This window comes from Paenibacillus sp. GYB006 (genome assembly GCF_036577645.1).
In the GTDB taxonomy this organism is placed as follows: domain Bacteria; phylum Bacillota; class Bacilli; order Paenibacillales; family Paenibacillaceae; genus Paenibacillus.
The window spans coordinates 542,563-564,314 of the sequence record NZ_JARBDA010000001.1 but is presented as its reverse complement, the minus strand read 5'-3'; the positions used below and the strand labels follow the sequence as shown (position 1 = coordinate 564,314).

At 39.2% G+C, this 21,752-nt stretch carries 18 protein-coding genes and 1 pseudogene; 6 read left to right on the top strand and 13 right to left on the bottom strand.

Translation table 11 applies throughout. The features are described 5' to 3' along the window. Positions 1-218 precede the first annotated feature (218 nt). The gene (locus PV403_RS02780; protein WP_332083528.1) at positions 219-2,048 is read left to right on the top strand and encodes an ATP-dependent nuclease; all 1,830 of its coding nucleotides are present in this window, start codon (positions 219-221) and stop codon (positions 2,046-2,048) included. Between the two features lie 410 nt (positions 2,049-2,458). Here PV403_RS02780 and PV403_RS02775 read toward each other — a convergent pair whose 3' ends face one another. Then, positions 2,459-4,198 carry an ORC-CDC6 family AAA ATPase gene (locus PV403_RS02775; RefSeq protein ID WP_332083527.1) on the bottom strand — a complete coding sequence of 580 codons (1,740 nt, stop codon included), beginning with the start codon at positions 4,196-4,198 and terminating at the stop codon, positions 2,459-2,461. A gap of 5 nt (positions 4,199-4,203) precedes the next feature. After that, the gene (locus PV403_RS02770) at positions 4,204-4,908 is read right to left on the bottom strand and encodes a hypothetical protein (protein WP_332083526.1); all 705 of its coding nucleotides are present in this window, start codon (positions 4,906-4,908) and stop codon (positions 4,204-4,206) included. A 117-nt stretch (positions 4,909-5,025) separates the two neighbouring features. Here PV403_RS02770 and PV403_RS02765 point away from each other — a divergent pair. Next, positions 5,026-5,670 (top strand): annotated as a pseudogene (locus PV403_RS02765) (SpoVR family protein); the annotation flags it as partial. A 249-nt stretch (positions 5,671-5,919) separates the two neighbouring features. After that, the gene (locus PV403_RS02760) at positions 5,920-6,474 is read left to right on the top strand and encodes an SEC-C metal-binding domain-containing protein (RefSeq protein ID WP_213532052.1); all 555 of its coding nucleotides are present in this window, start codon (positions 5,920-5,922) and stop codon (positions 6,472-6,474) included. A gap of 62 nt (positions 6,475-6,536) precedes the next feature. Here the strand turns inward: PV403_RS02760 and PV403_RS02755 are convergent, their stop codons facing one another. The 4 genes from PV403_RS02755 to PV403_RS02740 form a co-directional block, all read right to left on the bottom strand. Further along, on the bottom strand, positions 6,537-7,232 hold the full coding sequence (locus tag PV403_RS02755; protein ID WP_332083525.1) for a hypothetical protein: 696 nt from the start codon (positions 7,230-7,232) through the stop codon (positions 6,537-6,539). 263 nt (positions 7,233-7,495) lie between these two features. Next, entirely contained in the window at positions 7,496-8,506 is a 1,011-nt protein-coding gene (locus PV403_RS02750; RefSeq protein WP_213532050.1) for a LacI family DNA-binding transcriptional regulator, read from the bottom strand. A gap of 135 nt (positions 8,507-8,641) precedes the next feature. After that, complete coding sequence (locus PV403_RS02745) at positions 8,642-9,652, bottom strand: globin-coupled sensor protein (protein ID WP_332083791.1); 1,011 nt, start codon at positions 9,650-9,652, stop codon at positions 8,642-8,644. Between the two features lie 255 nt (positions 9,653-9,907). After that, positions 9,908-11,803 (bottom strand): PrkA family serine protein kinase, encoded by a 1,896-nt coding sequence (locus tag PV403_RS02740; RefSeq protein WP_213532049.1) that lies wholly within the window; start codon positions 11,801-11,803, stop codon positions 9,908-9,910. A gap of 387 nt (positions 11,804-12,190) precedes the next feature. On the opposite strand from PV403_RS02740, the gene PV403_RS02735 reads away from it, so the two are divergent. After that, positions 12,191-12,952 (top strand): DUF2161 domain-containing phosphodiesterase, encoded by a 762-nt coding sequence (locus tag PV403_RS02735; RefSeq protein ID WP_213532048.1) that lies wholly within the window; start codon positions 12,191-12,193, stop codon positions 12,950-12,952. 77 nt (positions 12,953-13,029) lie between these two features. Here PV403_RS02735 and PV403_RS02730 read toward each other — a convergent pair whose 3' ends face one another. From PV403_RS02730 to PV403_RS02720, 3 genes are all read right to left on the bottom strand, one after another. After that, on the bottom strand, positions 13,030-13,656 hold the full coding sequence (locus PV403_RS02730) for an FMN-dependent NADH-azoreductase (RefSeq protein WP_160032888.1): 627 nt from the start codon (positions 13,654-13,656) through the stop codon (positions 13,030-13,032). A gap of 232 nt (positions 13,657-13,888) precedes the next feature. Continuing rightward, positions 13,889-15,115 (bottom strand): aminotransferase-like domain-containing protein, encoded by a 1,227-nt coding sequence (locus PV403_RS02725; protein WP_213532047.1) that lies wholly within the window; start codon positions 15,113-15,115, stop codon positions 13,889-13,891. Between the two features lie 116 nt (positions 15,116-15,231). Continuing rightward, the gene (locus PV403_RS02720; RefSeq protein ID WP_213532046.1) at positions 15,232-15,885 is read right to left on the bottom strand and encodes a response regulator transcription factor; all 654 of its coding nucleotides are present in this window, start codon (positions 15,883-15,885) and stop codon (positions 15,232-15,234) included. Between the two features lie 341 nt (positions 15,886-16,226). Between PV403_RS02720 and PV403_RS02715 the strand changes: the two genes are divergently transcribed. Further along, a complete protein-coding gene (locus PV403_RS02715) occupies positions 16,227-16,637 on the top strand; it encodes a hypothetical protein (RefSeq protein ID WP_213532045.1) in 411 nt (136 codons plus the stop codon). Beyond that, positions 16,634-17,701: a phosphodiester glycosidase family protein gene (locus tag PV403_RS02710; RefSeq protein WP_213532044.1), complete on the top strand. Its 1,068-nt coding sequence runs from the start codon at positions 16,634-16,636 to the stop codon at positions 17,699-17,701. The genes PV403_RS02715 and PV403_RS02710 overlap by 4 nt, the downstream gene beginning before the upstream one ends. Positions 17,702-18,007: 306 nt before the next feature. On the opposite strand, the gene PV403_RS02705 is transcribed toward PV403_RS02710, so the two are convergent. The 4 genes from PV403_RS02705 to glnA all read right to left on the bottom strand — a co-directional run bounded on the left by PV403_RS02705 (position 18,008) and on the right by glnA (position 21,711). After that, positions 18,008-18,262 carry an AbrB/MazE/SpoVT family DNA-binding domain-containing protein gene (locus tag PV403_RS02705; protein ID WP_160032883.1) on the bottom strand — a complete coding sequence of 85 codons (255 nt, stop codon included), beginning with the start codon at positions 18,260-18,262 and terminating at the stop codon, positions 18,008-18,010. A 157-nt stretch (positions 18,263-18,419) separates the two neighbouring features. After that, the gene (gene trmL, locus PV403_RS02700) at positions 18,420-18,884 is read right to left on the bottom strand and encodes a tRNA (uridine(34)/cytosine(34)/5-carboxymethylaminomethyluridine(34)-2'-O)-methyltransferase TrmL (RefSeq protein WP_332083524.1); all 465 of its coding nucleotides are present in this window, start codon (positions 18,882-18,884) and stop codon (positions 18,420-18,422) included. 113 nt (positions 18,885-18,997) lie between these two features. Beyond that, complete coding sequence (gene serC, locus PV403_RS02695) at positions 18,998-20,086, bottom strand: 3-phosphoserine/phosphohydroxythreonine transaminase (protein WP_332083790.1); 1,089 nt, start codon at positions 20,084-20,086, stop codon at positions 18,998-19,000. A gap of 200 nt (positions 20,087-20,286) precedes the next feature. Then, entirely contained in the window at positions 20,287-21,711 is a 1,425-nt protein-coding gene (gene glnA / locus PV403_RS02690) for a type I glutamate--ammonia ligase (protein ID WP_213532042.1), read from the bottom strand. Positions 21,712-21,752 lie beyond the last annotated feature (41 nt).

Genomic DNA, 21,752 nt, shown 5'->3' with positions numbered 1-21,752 from the left:
GTGCGTTACAATTTATTATCTCGGTGAGTAGGTGTATAAGATCCAATTCGATTTGTCATATATAATGCTTGCTTGATTTAAATCATTATATTTTTAATAGCCTAACCTTAAATTAGTTTAAGGTTAGGCTATTCATTAATAAAACTAATGTGAATGGCAGGTTAATTGCTTCTTAAAATAGAATTGTTGTAACACACGATTAGAAGGGGCTGGAAGCAATGTTTATTCGTTATCTAAGAATTTGTAACTTCAGAGGAATAGACCATTTCGAAGGTATTATGAAAAAAAACATACTCTCAATTGTAGGACAAAACGATGTTGGAAAATCATCTGTGTTACGCGCAATATGTGTCTTTCTAGATAAGGAAAAAATGTTATTTGAGGATTTTCCAAAGTTCGATGTATCTATGCAATGCGAGATTGAGATTCATTTTGAAATTACGATGGGTGACACCATCCAAATGAAACGAACTTTTGATTATTCAGACGGGAAGATAATCAGTAAACAATATATTTATAAAGAACTATCCTCACCGACTGAAGAAGAACTAGAAGATTACAAATCACTTAAAGGATTCGCTAAAACCCTAGGAATTGATGCCCCTACTAAAAAACCAAGTCATGCGGACATTATTAAATTAAGAACAGCTGTATTAAGTAGTGTAACTGAGCAACCTTCATTTAATTGGTACGAAGATGATTGGAAAGATTTTAGTGAACTGTTACCAGAAATAATTTATATTCCTGCAGCACAGGATCATCTATCAGAACAGAAAATGACAAGTGACTCGTCTTTATTTGGAAAGCTATTTCGTGTAGGAATGCGAAAATGGTTAAATGCTGATCCAGAAAGTAAAGATGCGCTCAATGTTGTAAATAAAAGAATCGAACATATTAACAAATTATTCATTAACAAAGTTGAAGATAAACTAAAAGAGCAATTACCATTAGCTGAAAATTTGAATCAAAAAATAGATCCTCTTGATGTAAGTAAGGGCTTTTCATTTACCATGACCGTTAGTGATGCTCAAGGTGTTGAGACTGCGCTAAACAGCCGTGGAAGTGGATTACAACGTTCAGTATTAGTTGCAGTAATTAGGGCACAATCTGAAGTTAATAAGATGATTGAGGAACTTGAAAGTGACAACAATAATCGCTCTTACACAAGACCAATTTTATATATTTTTGAAGAACCAGAAGCATTTCTTCATTTATCGGCGCAAAAAGATCTATTCTATTCACTGATAGATCTTGCCGATTCTGGCAGCCAAGTTATTATTACAACACATTCAACACTTTTTATTGATGAATCTAATCGTGATGATATTGTACTTTTGACGCGCACTAATGGTCAAACTAATTCACTACAACATATTCCTGATGAAGAGATTAGAGATCATCTTGGTGAACGTATAAAAATAAGTGAATTATTAACTGGAAAGGTTTGTTGTTTAGTTGAAGGTAAATCGGACAAGTTTGCTTTTGAAAACTGGGCTGATAAACTCGGACTTAACCATAGACGTGATGGTGTTCATTTCATATCAATGGATGGTGGTAGACAATTAGATTATTTCGCTAACGTAAAAATTCTTCTTGATTTCAACATTCCTTTCAGGATTATATTAGATAAGGATTCTCACGGAGAAACTACTCCAGAGGCTAGGAAACTAGAATTTGAACAGAAATATCCTAAGCTTAAACATGGTTACATTAAAATTCTAACTAAAGGCGAGTTAGAAAATTATTTTTGTTTGGATACCGTTTCTTCTGTCCTTAAAATTGAAAGATCTTTTATTAATGAGAAAGACTATTCCTTTGATCCTAAAAAAGCATTAAGTGATGCAACTCAACTCGCTATTAGAAATGGGATATACGCTCGAAAATATCGCGAAGGTGAACATAGTCGAGAAATTTGCAGCAAAATGCCAACGGAAAGTATTGATGAGGAGATTAGAGCGATAATTCATGAATTAGCCGAGATTTCTGGGCGAAATGATGAGTCCATACAACAACTGAGACAAGCATTTGCTGAGGCTGCAGTTCAATAAATTCTAATCGTAATTTAAAGTATTCTTAAATTAAATGGCTTTGTAAAGATAGACGGTCATTATCCTCATGGTTTTTACGCGAGGACTAATGATCGTTTATCTCATGTGTTTCAAACCACATCAGATTCGTGGTGAGGGTTAAAATACACAACGGATAATTACTTCATTGTTTAATATACTAAATGTTTAAAAAATCTAAAGCCAGACTATCAGGTAATATCTATAAATTCTTTAGGTAATGCTCAGAATCCTCAAACAAAGAATTCGTCTAAGTCTTTATTATTTATCTCGGTTAATCTCGGTTTATAATGCACCTAAGTATATAGATCCATCTTACAAAAAATAATCGTCTGCACATTCGCAGACGATTATTTTTAAGATCGATTTTTTAAGAAATGAGTATATGATTTTTATCCTGATACAAACTCATCAGCAGCATTTTTAACTATCCTCGACCGAACATCCTTTATCCATTTAATCTCCATTAATTCTTCTCTTGATGCTTGAATAATATCTCCAACTCTAGGATAAACCGGATTCACTAACCTCTTCAAAAAATTGTCAATCGGTAAATTTGTCATTGGTTCATCTAACAAACTGCTAATTATAGACGTTGTCTCTACTTTTTTTCCGCATTCTGAACAAAATTTTGCATTTGGTGGCAGATCTATATTACAGCCTGTACACTTTTCAGATAACTCTCTTAGTCGTAATAAATAGCTATCAATTGCAGGATCGTTTGAGTTAAACTCTCGATAATCAGTTAAACTTATGCTTCCAAGGGCTTCACTAATATTTGTTGATGAAAATGCTTTTTCAGTTGTAAGTAAAGCTAAATGAACCATATACCTTAGTCCAGTCTTTCGATCTGCAATCTTTATTGTACCTTTATTTGTCAACACGCCTGAATAGCATAAAATATCTAATGCAAGTTTTAAATTCGGTGATATATCTCTGGGAAAAGTAAAGAATGCAGATTGATAATTATTCTTCTTCTCACGCAAGTTTTTCTCTCTTATCTCTTGAATAATGTATGATCTCAATAATTCAATTCCAATTTTTATGTGGTTTGAGTATTTTGGTAATCTATTCGTTAAACTATTATGATACGGAAGTAATTCTTGATCTATAAACTCTTGTGTTGATAATAATAATGCACGATTTGTAAATCCTTTATCTAACGTCCTAATAAGAAGGTGTAAAAAAGCTCTTGGATTACCAGTCGATAAATCTATACAATGATCTAATATTTCTCCTCTTTGGAATATCTTTTTTCGAAGTTGACTCTGTTGGGGTAGTCTCTTTTCTAATAAGTTCCTAAATAATTGCCGATTATTCCTGCGCCCTAGCTCGCCTGTTTCATATCGATCCATGTGTAGAACGATTGCGTCATGACCAACCTCGAAGTTTCTTCCATAAGTAGTGACACTTGGATAAACCGCGGCTTTTACGGCAATTTTCCCACCGTGTAAAAGTTTGAATATCTCAAAAAAGATCTCTTGCTGTGATGGAATAAACGTATGAGCAGCCTCATCAAACAAAAATATTAACTTCTCAATATTGAATTCACCTAATACATCTCGAATAATCTCATTTATAAAACTAACATCATTTACTCTATCTAAAAAATCGCTACCAATGTCATTAATAACTTTCTCTTTATCTACTGCAACAGAAAGCTTTTGCAATTGATGAATTTTTTCTTGCAACATAGTTTTTGTGCCATATGCTGATTCAATGCCAAATATCCTATAATAAGGATCCGTACTGCCTTCATGACCAATTAGGTTTAATTGAGTCAGTTTGTCGTGTAAAGCTTGTAGTATCTTTGCTCCAACCCACACCTGAAAAGCATCTCTTTCTTCTGCTTTCACTCCTTCAAGTAAGGTACTTGTTTTAAAAGTAACATATACTGCAAGCTTTCTTGTCTCTTGGAAATTATTATCGAGCTCAATCTCTGCTTGTCTAAGAAGCATCGATTTTCCTACACCTCGGGCACCCATCAGTAAGTGTGCCCCACTTTGCTTAAGTGTATCGATCATTTTCCTTTCAAAATCTCCGAGAACAGTTAGTTGACTAATCTGGTCATAGACCAGATCTTCACATCGTGCTGCCTGAAGTAAATCTGAATCTGGTATATTAGTTGTCAATTACTTCACCTTCTGTGTAATAGAGTTGAGAGTGCTGGTACCTGTTTAATTAACTCAGGTGTGTATTTCACAAGTCTTTTATTCCAAAGATCGAATAATATATCTTCAACTTCTTCAGCCATTTCCAAAAACCTTTTCCAATCTTCATCTTGATAAGAATACCTTTTAGGTAGATTAGATTCAAATGTTGTTATCTTACCATGAACAGTATTACTTAATATTCTATATAATTTTCTTGCTTGCTTGAATTGTAAAACATCTTCATCTTTATAACTTGAATTGACTGTACGTACATATGTTTTGTAACCATCTTTAGAAAAGTGTTCTAACATATCATTAAAATTAAGATCAAAGTCATGTTGTTTCCACCCCCAGAACACGTGAGGCAAATCCCAGAGATATGTAACAGCTATGCCAAGTTCCAGGACACGTCTAAGTTGAATTTTTGCAGGGTTCTCTAATGAAGATGCTGCAAAATAAATGCCTATTGAAATATCAGAAAAAAGCTCGTCGAAGATAGGAATTATCTCTTTTTGATGCTGCTCCAGAGTATGCTCTTGACTAATTATCTGACCCAATATTGCAAATGATCTTGATTTTATTTCTACACGTGCTAATAATTCAGCCTCATTCTCTAATGACTTAGTGAAATTGACTTTAAACTTTTTATGTAACTCATTGTATATATTAACACTTTTTTTTGTATCCAAAAGAGTTCACCCCACTCCAGTTATAATATCAGATTATACCAAATTGTTCCCGTTTATGCTTACCAGTTAATTTCATCAGTGTTCGTGCTGAAAAAATCAATTTAAAAAGCACCTTAGCTGAACGAAGGCTGGGCTTCGTATTGGCATCAGCGCATCATTCGTGAACTGGATCTGACGAGTGATGAAGCTGTAGAGTATGCGATGCTGAATGCCTCGGTTGTACAGCCGTCAAAACAGAGTCTGAACCCTTATTATCTCGGTCTTAAAATCTTCGAAGACATTGAAAAAAGATGGGATCATCCAACTTCACATGAAGAAGAACGACTCGGACGGACTCCCGGCGGGGGCCGGGCCAAAATGTTTGAAGTACGTGAATATGATTCCGATACCTCATTCATCCGTAACTACATGACGAAGCAGCTGGTCGAAGACCTTGATTTATATGTGTTCGAGAAAAAAGGACCCGACTGGAAAATCACTGATAAGTCATGGGAAAATATTCGGGATCAGCTCGTCTTTGCTAGGGTTAACGGCGGATCTCCCTATCTTGTTGTTAAGGATGCTGATCACCTTCGCACGGGTGAAATCGTATTAAAACACCAGTATGAAGGCATTGAGCTTGATCTAAAATACATGGAGCGTACGCTCCCTTACGTATATAAGTTATGGGGCCGCGCCGTTCATCTTGAGACAATGATTGATGATAAACCTGTCTTGTTTACATTTGACGGCAAAAAAATGAACAGAAAATTACTAACTTGAATCCATTTTATAATTCTGTGAGATTGAATCAGTTTGTACTTTTTCCAGCTAAAAGCCTGTTTTCACTCAAATTTGGGTTGAAACAGGCTTTTTCATGGGGTAAATTGAATAATAGATGTACTGGTCATCTAATGCCCGTATACATACAAAGCCGATAAATATGTTATAATCTACTTTTGTCAGCGCTTATTACAATCGTAAGCACTCATCATTAGAATTATCTGCAATTGAATAAAGGAGCGAACAAAATTGTCCAACATCGGTAGAAACGAACCGTGCCACTGCGGCAGTGGAAAAAAATATAAAAAATGTTGCCTCGAGAAAGACAGAGAAAAGCAACGTAATGTACGAGTAGCCACTTCGGTTGAAGTGATTACAGGTTCCAGACGAGCTGTTTCCACATCAGCTCCAGCACCAACAGCACAGTCCGTTGAAGCTACAATCGTCTCAACTACAGACAAAGCACTTGACCTCTCTGAATTTTCCTGGGAAAGCGATACGCACCGCGAGTTAGCAGCTTCGGTTATCCCAGAAATTGCAAAAGAATACTCGCTGTCGTATGAACAGCAATCTCAATTGGCAAAGCTATGGAGCGACTACAGCCAAAGCGAAGCCCCTCGCTATCGTAAGCCGGGCGGTTACGCTGGAGCTCTAGAATACTTGACGGCAACAAAGCTTGGTAAAACGGTAAGTCATTCGGAACTTGCTGCAAAACATGATGTTTCGGCCAGCACGCTCTCCAAATGTGTACACCAGCTTTCTGAGTTCTCTGATCAAGAGTCTTTTGCACTGCAAACCGTTTAATTTCTTTAATTTATAAAATATATGGGCAGATTCCCGAAGGAGATCATCTTCTTCGGGCTTTTTTATTCAAAAGCAGTATATGAAATGGAATCGATCATCAACATCTCTTTCTCATCGTTATATACATAAGTCAAAGCGAGCTCTCCAATATATTCTAAGGGGGATGTCGCTACTCCAATCAAAGCGGTAAGCTGCTCATTCTCGTTCATCTGGTAGTCAATGTGATTTAGCAGAAGCTCTTCCTGGCTAATTAACTCCGTACTTGAAACTACCCACTTTTTCGCAGCATCTGCTGCATCTTCTACGTGCTTTTCCCGCAGTGTTTTTCCATCCACGACATGAATATCCTCCAAATACACGCCTGTTCCATACCCTGCTGGCAGTGTAATGATAGCATCTTTTGTCCCATCACCCGTTACATCAGCTGAGAATAACTCAGCGGGTGCGGCTGGCGATGCAATGCTTTTCCAATCAAAATCAGCGGTTTTGTTTTCCCAATTGAGTATAAACCCTTCATAAAACCCTTCTGATTCTTGTACGATATACAAACGATTTTCCGTATTTGTCACTTCCGCGATAGCTTGTAGTGTCGATTTCTCCCGCTGATCCACTTGCCCTGATTCTTGCTTGTTATCTATATTTTCTTCCATTAGTTCTCTATTTGAATGGGATGATCCCTTAAATTCTGCATAAACAACAACACTGCCGATCAGCATAATTGCAGTCAGCAACATAAGTGATTTTAGTAATTTATTCAATGAATTGTACTCCTTTATATTCATAGCCATAAGTAATTGATTGTTGAACATTCATCTTATCTTCACTTTACCTTTACCATTATATAGTGCGAGTACCCGTCATGATAGACATTCAGGAAAATTTGATCAAATTTCTTAAAAATAAGTGTTTCGGGTGAAAATAAACCTCCCCTAACAGAAAAAGCATCTCTAGAATAAACAGCCTTTTTCGACCATTCTGGTCAAAGTCAAAGGCTGCCTTCTGGAGATGCTTTTTAAATAAATTATATCAAAACACTTGGGCTTGCTGTCGTCTGTCTTACAATTAATTCAGACGGCTCTGTAATGACAGGAGGTGAAAAATCAGGATTTTCGATTAAGCCAATCAGGCACTCAATAGATTTGATTCCAATAGAATAAATATTTTGGTTAACCGTCGTCAAATTGGGTTTAAACACTTGTGCATGATAGGTATTATCAAAACCAACCACTGAAACATCCTCTGGGACACGAAGCCCATGTCTTTCTATTTCATAGATCGCGCCAAAGGCCGCCAGATCCGATGTACAGACAACACCTGTGGGAGGTTCTTTCAACTGGAGCAGACGTCGCATCGCTGCGGCCCCTTCGTCAAAAGAATAATCGCAAACCTCAAGATATGATGTCAAATAAGGCAAATTACAGTTTTTCAGTCCTTGTCTGTAACCTTCAAGCCGCATGTTCGCAATGGACTGTCCTAGGGTACCTGAAATGTAAGCAATCTTATGATGACCAAGTTCGTATAAATGCTTTACACTCATCTGGATTGCATTCTGATTATCCGTTGTAATGTATCCCGCACGTTTACCTACAATATCTGTATCCACAAACATCGTAGGTATGTCCGAATGAACGAGTTCATCTATACTCGGGTTATCACGCTCCACACCAAACACGACAACTCCTTCTACGTTCCGGCTGCGACAATGTTTGATAAAAGAATAATTGGGATCATCAAAACGGGTGGATAGCCGAACCAGATCATATCCGCTGTTTTCAAGCGCTGTTTTGATACCTTCCAGCAGTTCCGCAACAAATGGATTGGTAAACGGGACGGTCAGGAGAACGCCCACGGTCCAGGATCTTCTTTTCACGAGTCCCCGAGCGACAACATTAGGTTGATAATGTAGTTGTTCAATCACCATATTCACTTTTTTACGAGTCTTGTCACTTACATCTGGATAATCATTCAGCACCTTAGAAACGGTAGCAACTGAGACCCCAGCTTCTTTAGCCACATCATGTATCGATGCCATTTGATCACCTCTATATCAATCATAGTCTAACCGTTACATTATCAGCTGGGTAATATATAGGCCCGCATAATCATTATTATAACGGAAAACTAGAAAACCTCATAGATTAAATGAATGCGCTTTCTATTATTCTTCCTAGACATGTTTTTTCTGCAGCTCTTTCAAATCTTTAGAGACGCCTTCCATCATAGAAACAAAAGCGATTAATTCTTTGGAACTGTGAACTTGTCTTTCCGTATTTCCGGTTGTATTGTCTGATTCCTTACTCACTTGCACAAGCTTTGTCATAATACTATCTACTACTCCTTGGATTTGGTCCATTGCTTTCTTAGACCCGGTTGCAAGTTTGCGGATTTCGCCTGCTACAATTTCAAAACCTCTTCCGCTCTCTCCAGCATGAGCTGCTTCTATTGCCGCATTCAAGCCAAGAAGATGACTTTGGTCTGATATATCTCGAATAAGCGTGCCCATCTTCTGTATATGCTGTACTTCCTGATTCAGTTCATTAACTAAACCATGAGCCAATTCTTGTGATGCTGCTGTCTCTTTCGCAGTCTTAGAAATCACTTGTGTATTTCTATGTAGCTCGTCGATCATTCCTGTAAGCTTTTGAGATACTTCTGTAATTGCTTTTAACATAAGTTCCTGTTCTTGTACGACCTCATTAATCGTATCCTTTTCTTTCGATTCATAGGCTTCTAGCACAAGCTGTGAATCAAAATTAAACATCTTAGTTAGTGCATGTATAACAGGATACCAATTGTCTGGAAGAAACTCCTGCATGTACTGAGTAGCTAAATCCAGATAAACCATATAGGTTCCAAGGTAATAATCGGCATTTAATCCAATGTGAGAATGTACTAACCCAATCTTAATTCTCTTCTCAATAAAAGGCTCATCAATGACTCCATCTGTTAAGGACAGAAAGTACCAACGTTGTGTTTCTTTAAGTCGTTCAATGGTAGAATGTCTCTCAATTATTGTTCTAAGTTCTTCGATCCGGCCTATATGTTCATACATACGATCTACAACTTTGTCCACAATTTGCTCAAAAACAGGACGATGACGATTAAGAAGTTTCAATTCACTATCTGTTAGTCCTATAAAATCGAGCTGTTTTTTTCTTTCTTGTGAAACATCGATCATCACATTTAATTCCTCTTTCTTTCTGTATTCTTGTGCAATTTTCTAATCCTACTTTGATCATTATAGAACGAAAACCCTAGTTAGACATAGATCCAAAGTCCTGTTTCATCAAATTTTTTCCTTTTTATCATAATAAAAGCGTTAACCAGGCAACTGTTAAGTCACCTAAAGTTAACGCTGTTATCAATCTAAATCAAAGTGGATGGATGGGAAAACACGTACTACAATCGAGCAACTTTACAGTCAATTTAAAAGTTAACGATTCAACAAGCTGCCGACATAACGCAAAAGTTCATTTGCGCATACAGGGCAGTATCCGTGCCCGTCAATAAGTCTCGAGCTGACTTCGTTAATCCGCTTTAATTGAATCGCATCTGGTGTCTTCGTCGATGTCGTAATCTTCACGATATCCTTAAGATCTGCAAACAATTTCTTCTCGATGGCCTCTCTTAAGCGATCATGACTGTTATAATCAAACTTCTTCTCTTTACGCGAGTATGCTGAAATCCGAATTAGAATTTCTTCACGGAATGCTTTTTTTGCATTCTCAGATACCCCGATCTGCTCTTCTATAGAGCGCATAAGGCGCTCATCTGGATCCATCGTTTCATCCGTTAACGGATCACGTATTTTCGTCCAATTGCAGAACGCTTCGATGTTATCAAGATAATTTTCAAACAAAGTCTTAGCGGACTCTTCAAAAGAATAGACAAATGCTTTTTGCACTTCTTTTTTCGCTAACTCATCATATTCTTTACGTGCAATCGAGATGAAGTTGAGATATTTCTCACGTTCTTCTTTCGTAATAGAAGCATGCTGGTCTAGACCATCCTTAATGGCCCTAAGGATATCAAGCGCATTAATGCACTCTAGATTTTGTTTAATAAGCGCGCTGGAGATTCGGTTAATGACATAACGAGGATCAATCCCTGTCATTCCTTCTTCAAGATACTCATTTTGCATTTCCTTCAGATCTGCTTCTTTATATCCTTCCACTTCTTGACCATCATACATCCGCATTTTTTTAACAAGGTCCATTCCTTGTTTTTTTGATTCTTTTAAACGAGTAAGTATGGAGAAAATGGCAGCCGTCTTAAGGGCATGCGGGGCAATGTGCACATGACGCATGTCACTTTGCTCAATCAGCTTTTTATAAATTTTCTCCTCTTCCGAAACTTTTAAGTTATACGGAACCGGCATAACAATCATCCGGGATTGTAATGCTTCATTCTTTTTATTCGATATAAAAGATTTGTACTCTGATTCGTTGGTGTGAGCAACGATAAGCTCATCTGCACTTATGAGTGCAAAACGCCCCGCCTTAAAGTTCCCCTCTTGGGTGAGTGACAGCAAATTCCACAAAAACTTTTCATCGCATTTCAGCATTTCCTGGAACTCCATGAGTCCGCGATTCGCTTTATTGAGTTCTCCATCAAACCGATAGGCCCGCGGATCTGATTCAGAACCATATTCTGTAATGGTTGAAAAGTCAATGCTGCCGGTGAGATCAGCGATATCCTGCGACTTCGGATCTGAAGGGCTGAAGGTTCCAATTCCAACACGACTGTCCTCTGATATAAAGACGCGTTCTACTCGGACTTTTTCAATATCTCCATCGTACTCCGTACGAAGGCGCATCTGGCAAGAAGGGCATAGGTTCCCTTCGATACGTACTCCAAGCTCTTTCTCTACTTCGGGCCTTAGTTCAAGCGGAATCAAATGCAGCGGATCTTCATGCATAGGGCAGCCTTCTATTGCGTAAACCGCTCCTTTATCTGTACGTGAGAATTGCTCCAACCCGCGTTTTAACAACGTGACAAGTGTGGACTTTCCGCCGCTGACCGGACCCATTAAGAGCAAAATTCGTTTTCGGACATCCAGCCTTCTCGCTGCGGAGTGAAAATACTCCTCAACCAATCTTTCTACACTGCGGTCTAGTCCAAAAATTTGTTGTTCAAAAAACTTATACCGTTTATGGCCATTTTTTTCTTCCACACCATACGATTTGATCATTTCATACACTCTGGCATGAGCCGTCATTGCAGGCGTAGGATCCTTTTGCAAAATCTGAATATAGTCTTTAAATGTCCCCGTCCATGACAATCGATCGGTTTCCGCTCGAAATTCAGCTACGCGTTCAAAAATATTCATGCTCTTTCGTACCTCCCATGGCTCCATAGTGATTCAGCATCCACTCCGAATAGGTCCATTCCATGAACTGCTAACCCATCTTTTTCCTAACTGTCTAAGCTCCTCTGCCTTCAGTTCCTGATCACTTTAGTGAGAGAAGTCCGACACTTTGATCTAAAAAAAGTGTATTACATACCTATGCGTTAATTCGGATAAGTTGCCTCTTTTTTTGTGACAGGTCTCCCTTTTTTACGCAAAAAACGAGAAAAACCAGGGAAAGAAAATGTTTTGGAATCCTAGCGCAAGGTATGTTAGGGTGAAAAAAGAAGAGCAATGTTATACTTGTACGTATATGAGAAAACAAGCGCTATTAGAAGCAGTAAATTCATAAAGGAGTTTGATAAAGGGATGGCTGTGGGGTACGAAACCGAATTATATGAACCCGTTAAATCCTTTTTTGAAAAGCAAGGGTATCATATTAAATCCGAGATCCGGTATTGTGATCTTGTTGGAGTCAAAGAAGGATCGGCTGATCCGCTGATTGTGGAAATTAAAAAATCATTCAATCTATCCCTGCTCCTTCAGGGGATGCAGCGATTAAAAATAAGTAACAATGTCTATCTTGCTGTAGAACGTAACCGTGCTAAACGCGGAGCTGTGAACCAGCGGTTTAGTGAAATTACGGAGCTTTGTCAAAAGCTTGGACTTGGACTTATTACCGTGACTATTTATAAGACAAAGCCTGCACTTGTAGATATCTTATGTCAACCGCAATGTCAGCTAAAATCAAAAAAATCCATACGCAAACAAAAACTACTGCGTGAGTTTGAGGGTCGCAGCGGCGATTATAACCTAGGCGGTAGCCACAAAACAAAATTGGTCACTGCTTACCGCGAAAGAGCTCTAAAAGTAGCCTACGCCCTTGAGCCTCTGCCCTCTGCTTCTCCTGCACAGCTCGCAAGAACTACGGGAATCAGTACAGCTGCTTCCATTCTTCAAAACAATTATTATGGATGGTTTGAGCGTATTAAGCGAGGCAGCTACAGATTAACACCCGCTGGCAAGGAAGCTTTAACAACCTATGAGAATGTCTTACAACAAACCACGCTTGCTCAAAATGACTTTCTTATTGCTGAAAAAGTACTTGCTGATGATGAGTTCAAAAAATAGACTTGTCTTATAAAAGAAAAGGCTGAGTCCCTTCCTCATTCGAGGTAGGAACTCAGCCTTTTGCTCATCATTACTTATTAGAAACGTGCAGCTGCTTCTGCAACATTTTTCAAACCGTCTTGAACGATTTGTGCAGCACGATCAGGGAACGCGTTATGTCCTTCAATAATGTAAACTTCAGGATTTTGAATACCCCAGAATCCGAAAGCGGAAGATACATATTTCACAGCAAGTTCACTTGCTGCTGCAGGACCTTCAGAATAAACGCCACCACGTGCGTTCAGAAGTGCAACTTTTTTGTCACCTGCAAGTCCTACTGGACCTTCAGCTGTATATTTAAATGTTACGCCAGCTTGGCTCAGGTAAGATATGTAGTTTACAAGCGGTGCAGGTACAGTGAAGTTCCAAAGCGGGAATGCAACAACCACTTTATCTGCTTCAAAGAATTGTTTTTGGTAGAAAGCAGCCAGGTCTGCAGCTTCTTGCTCTGCAGGAGTTGTTTCAATACCTTTCGCTACTTTGAATGTTCCTGTTGCAGCATCGTTACCGTAAGCTGGCAGGTTAGCAGCATACAGATCTAGTTCCACAATTTCATCTGCTGGGTTTGCTTCTTTATATGCATTGTAGAATGCATCGTACATTTGAACACTTACTGCTTGATCCGCTGGGCGGTCGTTTGCTTTAATAAATAGAACTTTAGACATATTGTTCGTTCCCCCATATTATAAATAGTTCACTGTAACAAATGATCACCAATTGATCGATATAAATGAATAGAAAATGTTGCTACAGCTCTTATCGTCACAACAACTAAAAAAGTTAATGCAACTGACTAATTAATATTATATATAAAAATGTTAGTTAGTGCAACTATTTATTTTAATATGGAATTATACACCTTAAAAAAAAGAACACCCCCTCCAATATGGGGCGTCCTTACCTCCTAGCAGTGAACTCCTGTATCGCTTCACTGATTAGATTCATCCCTAACAGCAACTCTTCTCTACCCGGCCTGCTGAAGTTGATTCGGATGTACTCATCTGCCTGTCTTCCAGGAGAACATCTGCTTCCTGGTAAGAAAGCGACGCCAAGTCGCATGGATGCCCTCAGTAGCGCTTCACTGCGCAGCCCTTGTGGAAGCTGAATCCACAAATACATACCTCCAGATGGCGGGTGGTACTTCACTTCCTTAAACCCCGGTCTCTTTAATAATTCAAGGACCAGCTTGAGTCTAACCTCATACTCCCTGTTCAATAGCGCCAAATGTTCTTTCCACCGAAAAGAAGATTCATGAAGTAAAAAATATAAAATTTGTTGATTCATCGAACTTGATTGCCAATCGGCCATTTGTTTTAAAGTAGACATTCCTCTAATAAGTCTTTGGTCGCCAACAGCCCATCCAGTTCGCATCGCAGGTGCTATGGTCTTGCTGAATGAACCTATATAAAGCACTTGATTCCCGCCATCCATGGCATCGAGCGCATACAGCGTTGGATAAGATACTGAAAACCGAGAAGCCGCCTCCTCTGATCCAAAATGCAGTTCGCCGTAGGAATCATCCTCCACAATCAGAACTTCATACTTGCGGCATAATTCCAGCACGGCTTTACGCCGCTCCAAACTCCATAGTATTCCGGTTGGGTTTGAGAAGCTGGGTGCAGCAAAAAGCAGTTTCGGTTTCACACTTTGAAACTGCTCTTCTAGGCGATCTGGCAACAGACCTTCCAGGTCATTCTCTACAGCTATAATATTAGCACCTTGCATCTCCAGCACCTGAAGACATCCAGGGGAGGTCGGATTTTCTACGACGACAGAATCACCTATATCCACAAGCAGCCTTGTAATAAGATCTATAGCCTGCTGTGTTCCAGCCGTCAGCAAAATCTGATCTGCTGTCGTATGCATACCTCTTCTCTGCTTCCAATCCTCACTGATCCAGCTTCGAAGGGGAGCGTAGCCCTGCGGCTCTCCATATTGTAAAACCGCAGGATCTGAAGATAATACCATACGAGCTGCTTCTCCTAGTCGCTTAATCGGAAAAAACTCCTCTGCCGGCAATTCCTCTGCAAGAGATATAAAAGAATTCTGTCTTTCTTCTTTATTCACCTTATGTAGATGAGAAGACAATAACTTTGAGGCACGGGAAGCAAATGAAAATTCCATGTCAGTCCTCCCTATTTTTTATTCGAAACATGACCCTTGCTTAATTATAACAAGAACCCAGACGTATAAAAGCTATTCGCTGCCATGAAGCAATATGCCTTCTCTACCTGCTCAGGTTATATATGTGGTTTTTTGGATTTGGTGTATAGCGTAAACTGCTCAATAGCTTGTGCTCTGCTTGATACACCTAATTTCGTATATATTTTCCGCAAATAATTATCAACCGATCTGCGACTTACATTAATCTCTTTAGCGATCTTATCGTACGTTATCCCTTGAACAATTCTTTCCATAATGAACTTCTCCATGTCAGTGAGCTGGATATCCACATCAAGTTCTGGCTCTCCTAGTTGACCCCAATCTTCATTCTGCAGCCATGTCAGAGGAATAGAGGCTAGTCCTTCACGCAATCCTGTGATGAGATGAATCAATTTCAGCGGTGAAGATTGCTTAGAAATAACTCCGCTCGCGCCGATCCCGATATATTTTCTGAATATTTTCAAATCGTCTTCATCTGTCATTACGATGATATGTGTGTCTGCTGATAATTGCTTCATCTGTTCAATGAAATGATCAGCTTCTCCATCCGGCAATTTATAATCCATTAGCACTAGATCAGGATGAAGTCTATCAACTTCTATAAGTCCCTCTCTACCTGTTGAAACCATTGCTTTTACACTCAAATCTTGATGTTCTTCTAAAATCAGCTTTGTACCTAGCATACTCGTCGGATGTATATCAATTAAGACCACCTGCCAGTCCTTTCTCATAAAAACTCCCCCTAGTAAATTAGTATATATATTTAAAAGATCGTTAGATCGATGTTATCGCCTATTTTATGACTTACATTCCATATGTTGCGGCAATCGTTGTTTAGAGGAAGCCTCATACATAAATGGTTAAACAGATCACATATTGTCGAAAATTGCATCCCTCTTAAGTCCTTAATTTGGTCTATATATGAAATTGTATCCTAGGACTTCCTTCCGATGCAATCTCTTTTTGTTTAAATTGGCCCAGAAGGCGTTTTTTGCGGAAATGATAGGGCCGTGATAGAATGAGGTCTGGAAAATCATAGAATATAGTCGATTAATGCGAGGAGTGGTGAAAATTGGATCGATCTACAGAGCAGTCACCAAGCCATCCTACCAGGCAAACTGCAAGTAAGAACAAACGCTCTGTCCGCATGTTCCTGATCCTATGGATCATTATTATTGCTATTGGCATCTTTGCAGCTTATTCCTATAGCAATTATCTGAAACAGCAAATGGTAGTAGAGATGAAAACCTATACGAATGAACAGCTCACTGCTGTCAAACAAGAATATCAACTTCAAATGGAAGATATCGGTTCTGAAATCGCTGCAATCCAGGAACAAGTTAAGACTTTTAATGAACTGCTGACTTTTACAAAAGACAATGCAGGTAACACATCCGATAACAGCAATCAGTTGTACACAGAGCTTAGAGAAGTCAAAAAACAGCTGGACACGCTCCAGAAGAAAATGGATTTACTTAAATGATCACTGTTAAAAGATTGAACCGTTTCCTGATGCTTTCGACAGCACCGTTCGTCGGAATCATTCTTTGTCTTTTGTTACTTCAGCAGCCCCTTGTTATCGAAGTTACAGAACCGGTGGAACATTATGTTCCCTCAAGTGATATTCGTTCTACAACCGAAGGAATTAAAAGTGACCTGGATACGGCAAAGGCACTCGCCGAGAGTACATCCTCGTCCATTCAAAGAACAACCGAACTTTATAACAGTACAAGTAAAACCATGCAAAGTATTGCGAATATGACGGCAGCCCAAGCTAAGAAACCCGAAGCGGTCTATAATCGGCGGATTCAGACAAAATTAGGTGTGCCTTACGAAGTCGTTGATAGTGACCGTATCCGCATCGAACTTTTTAAAGTGAATCCTGGTACTTACCATGGGTTTGCGATGAAAATAAAACTCAAAGATCCTTCCGCCATGCAAATGGCTCTTGACGATAAGCTTGGATCTTCTCAGACAACCCTGCAAGCTGTTCTTCGCGGCGGAGCTGTGGCCGGAATCAATGCGGGGGGATATGCAGAAAGCGGGGGAAAAAGATATCCGCTCAGCACAACAGTACAAGATGGAAAATACGTAACAGGTTTTCATCCGAGTATCAAAGATCTCGCTTTTGTGGGAATGAATAAAGAGGGGAAACTCATAGGCGGGAAGTATTTCAGTAAATATGCCCTAGATCAGCAAGAGCCTGTATTTGGTGCTACGTTTGTCCCTATGCTGATGAAGAATGGCAAAAAGACGGTTATCCCTTCCAAATGGAAAAACACACCGCGCCGTGCTCCTCGTACCGTCATTGGCAATTATAAAGATGATCAACTGCTTATTCTCGTAATCGACGGTTATAACGAAAAAGGAAGCTCTGGTGCCACTTTAGAAGAACTGCAGCATAAATTGTATACCCTTGGAGTTCAAGATGCCTATAACCTTGATGGAGGCGGCTCATCCTCTCTTGTTCTGAATGGAAAGGTTGTAAATGATCCATCCGATGGAAATCTTAGAAAAGTACCTACTCATTTTTTGTTTTATGAATAAATCGATGTAATGATTCGTGATTCGCTCTAACAGGGAAAAGATTCCTTTTTTATAGAAAAATAGGTATAATAAGGGCTGCGAGATTAACAGGAGGTGGATGACATGTCATTCTCGTTGACTTTCTGGATCATCACCATAGTCCTTGTCCTTTACACAGTAGGAATCTTGACGTCCTCCTATAATGATGACAAGACAAAAGGTCTTTAGAAACAACAAAAAAAAGCTCGCCTCTATGAGGTGAGCTTTTTTTGTTAGAACTAGACGTAAGTTATCTATCACGCCTGCGATCTGTCTCCACCAGGGTGATTAGGCGTTTTCTTGAAGCCCCGTCATTTCTGTGAGGCAAGAAGCACAAATATAACGATCTTTAAAATCATTTACTTCTTCCATCGATCCACAGAAAATACATTTAGGACGATAGCGCTCAAGGATGATGTGATCACCTTGAACTAGGATCTCTACAGGATCTCCCTCATTCATTTGATATCTCTTACGTAAAGATTTAGGAAGCACAATTCTTCCAAGTTGGTCTACTTTTCGTACTACTCCAGCAGGTTTCATTAACAGTACACACTCCTGTTCAAAATATTTCTAGGTACAATAGAACTATAGTTTATACATTCGCTACGTTTTTGTCGAATCCTGCAATAATTAATAAAATTATTAACTTTATTTTAGTTACCATAATTAGGAAAGACAGTTACTAAAATGAACTAAATTATTCGATTCCAGGAAAATCTAGTTGTTTTAGCGCCTCATATACGATTATTGCCGCAGAATTGGACAAATTGAGAGATCTGACTGCATCTGACATTGGCATACGCATACAGGTTTCCTGATTTTTGGCGATCAATTCCGGAGGAAGCCCTTTTGTCTCTTTTCCAAAAACTAGGAAGTCACCATCCTGAAATTGGAAGTCAGAATACCTATTTTTTGCTTTTGTAGTTGCATAAAAAAACCGACTGCCGGCATATTTCTGCTGTACTTCTTCAAAGGAATCATGATATTCAATATTCACGGCATGCCAGTAGTCCAGCCCTGCACGTTTCAACGTTCGGTCATCTGTGTTAAAACCAAGCGGGTGGACAAGATGAAGATGGGTTCCTGTTGCAGCACAAGTTCTTGCTATATTGCCGGTATTCGCCGGAATCTCGGGTTCCACTAATACGATGTGTAATGCCATCTGACTCATTTCTCCTCTTGTATGAACTGTATAAGAATTAAATTATAATATAAAAGAAAGCCTCCCACAAATTTTTGTGGGAGGTAAATAGAATTTTTTTAATAATTCATGTATTAACCATTTATTTTCTGAAATTCTTTCATAAAATCTGTAAGTGCTTTTACGCTTTCAGAAGGAACGGCATTATAAATAGAAGCGCGAAGCCCACCTACACTCCGATGTCCCTTAATTCCGATAAATCCTTCTTTTTCCGATTGTTTAATAAATTCCTTCTCCAGTGCTTCATCAGCCAATCGGAAAGTTACGTTCATTCTAGAACGATCCTCAGCATCTACACAGCCGAGGTAAAAACCTTGGCTTTCATCAATCACTTGGTAGATTGATCCCGCTTTCTTCTCATTTGCTTTCTCCACTTGCGCGAGACCGCCTTGTTCTTCAATCCATTTCAGCACTTCATTTACTAAATAGATTCCAAAGGATGGAGGCGTATTATATAGTGAATTGTTCCCTAAGAAAGTATCATAACGAAGCATAGATGGAATTGTTTTTGGTGAATCTGTCAACATTTCTTCTTTAGCGATGACTACGGTAACCCCTGACGGCCCCAAATTTTTCTGAGCTCCAGCATAAATCATATCAAACTTGCTCATATCTAGCGGTCTGCTCAAAATATCACTGGACATATCTACGATAAGCGGTGTATTACCCGTATCTGGGAAATCCTTGAACTGGGTTCCCTCAATCGTTTCATTAGAAGTCATATGCAGATAAGCTGCGTTCTCCGCAATCTCTATTCCTGATAGATCTGGCAGCTTCATAAACTTACTGCTTTCACCAGAAGCAGCAATATGGGTTTCACCAATGATTTTCGCTTCTGAGATAGCTTTCTTAGCCCAGCTGCCTGTGTTAACATAACTACCCGTTACGCCCGCAGAGAGAAAATTCATAGGGATCATAGCGAACTGTGTACTCGCTCCACCTTGGAGAAATAACACTTTATAACCTTTAGGATTGCCAAGAAGAGATAACAAACGCTCCTGAGCCTCATTATGTACTGATTCATATACCGCTCCACGATGAGACATTTCCATTATAGACATGCCAGTACCCTTATAATCTACAAGTTCTGCCTGTGCCCGTTCGAGCACCTCTAATGGTAATGCTGCTGGTCCTGCATTGAAATTGAACGCTCTTTTATTCATCATTGAAACCGCCCTTCTCTCCCTGTTATCTTTATATGACATCTAATGATACGTATGATAATGGCTATGATAGCAATAAACGTTCGTGATATCAAGTGTATTTATACCTCATATCCGTTACATATATTACAATATTATGAAACCCCCGGGAAATATCATTCCCGAGGGTTCTTAAAGATATAAATTAATATTATTGCTACTTAGCAGTCATAATACAGACTATATTCGTGTGGATGAACACGAATTGCAACAGCTTTTGCTTCACTGCGTTTGATTTTAATGTAATTTTCGATGAAATCTTTTGTAAATACGCCGCCTTCAGTCAAGAATTCACAATCCGCAGCCAGTGCATCCAGTGCTTCTTCTAAAGAAGTCGGAACACTGCGAATGTTCGCTTTATCGTCTTCAGGCAATTCATAGATATTTTTGTCTACTGGTCCGTAACCAAGCTCTGTAGGATTGATTTTACGTTTGATTCCATCAAGACCTGCCATCAGCATTGCTGCAAATGCAAGGTATGGATTCGCTGTAGAGTCCGGAGTACGGAATTCGATACGACATCCTTTAGGTGTTACTGCTGCGACTGGTATACGTACTGCTGCAGAGCGGTTCCCTTTGGAATATACAAGGTTTACTGGAGCTTCATAACCAGGTACAAGACGTTTAAATGAGTTCGTGCTTGGGTTAGTTAATGCAATCAATGCTGGAGCATGGTATAGAATACCACCGATGTAATGGAGTGCCATTTCACTAAGGTTAGCGTATCCGCCTTTTTCATAGAATAGTGGAGTGTCGCCGTCAAAGATAGATTGGTGAACGTGCATTCCGCTACCGTTATCACCAAACAGAGGTTTTGGCATAAACGTTGCCGTTTTACCGTATTGACGGGCTGTGTTATGTACAATGTATTTATATGCGAGGAGATTATCTGCTGTTTTCGTAAGAGTGTCAAAACGGAAATTGATCTCGGCTTGACCTGCTGTAGCTACTTCATGGTGATGACGTTCTACGCGCATGCCTGCTTCTTCAAGCAAACGAGACATTTCACTACGGATATCTTGTTGTGTATCTACTGGAGCTACAGGAACATATCCACCTTTTACGCGGACTTTAAATCCAAGGTTTCCGCCTTCTTCTTTACGATTGGTGTTCCATCCAGCTTCTTCGGAATCAACGAAGAAAGAAGCGCTGTTTGTTCCACTTTCATAACGTACATCATCAAAAATAAAGAATTCTGATTCTGGAGCGAAATTAGCACGCGTACCGATCCCTGTTTTTTGTAGATATTCTTCCGCTTTCGCTGCGATACTGCGCGGGTCACGTTCATAACGCTCACCATCTGGAGTATATATGTCACACATAATATTAATAGTTGGATGTTGAGTAAATGGATCAATAAAAGTGGATGCTGGATCTGGCATCATAACCATGTCAGATTCTTCGATACCACGGAAGCCTGGAATGGAAGATCCATCAAATGCTACTCCATTAACGAACGTTTCTGCATCTACTTCGGTAGACGGCAAACTAATGTGATGCGCACGACCAGATAAATCTACAAAACGAAAATCGACCCACTCAATGTTGTTTTCTTGGATTGTTTTCAATACATTTTCAACAGACATGTGTACTTCCTCCCAATTTATCCGAACATTAAACACCCATA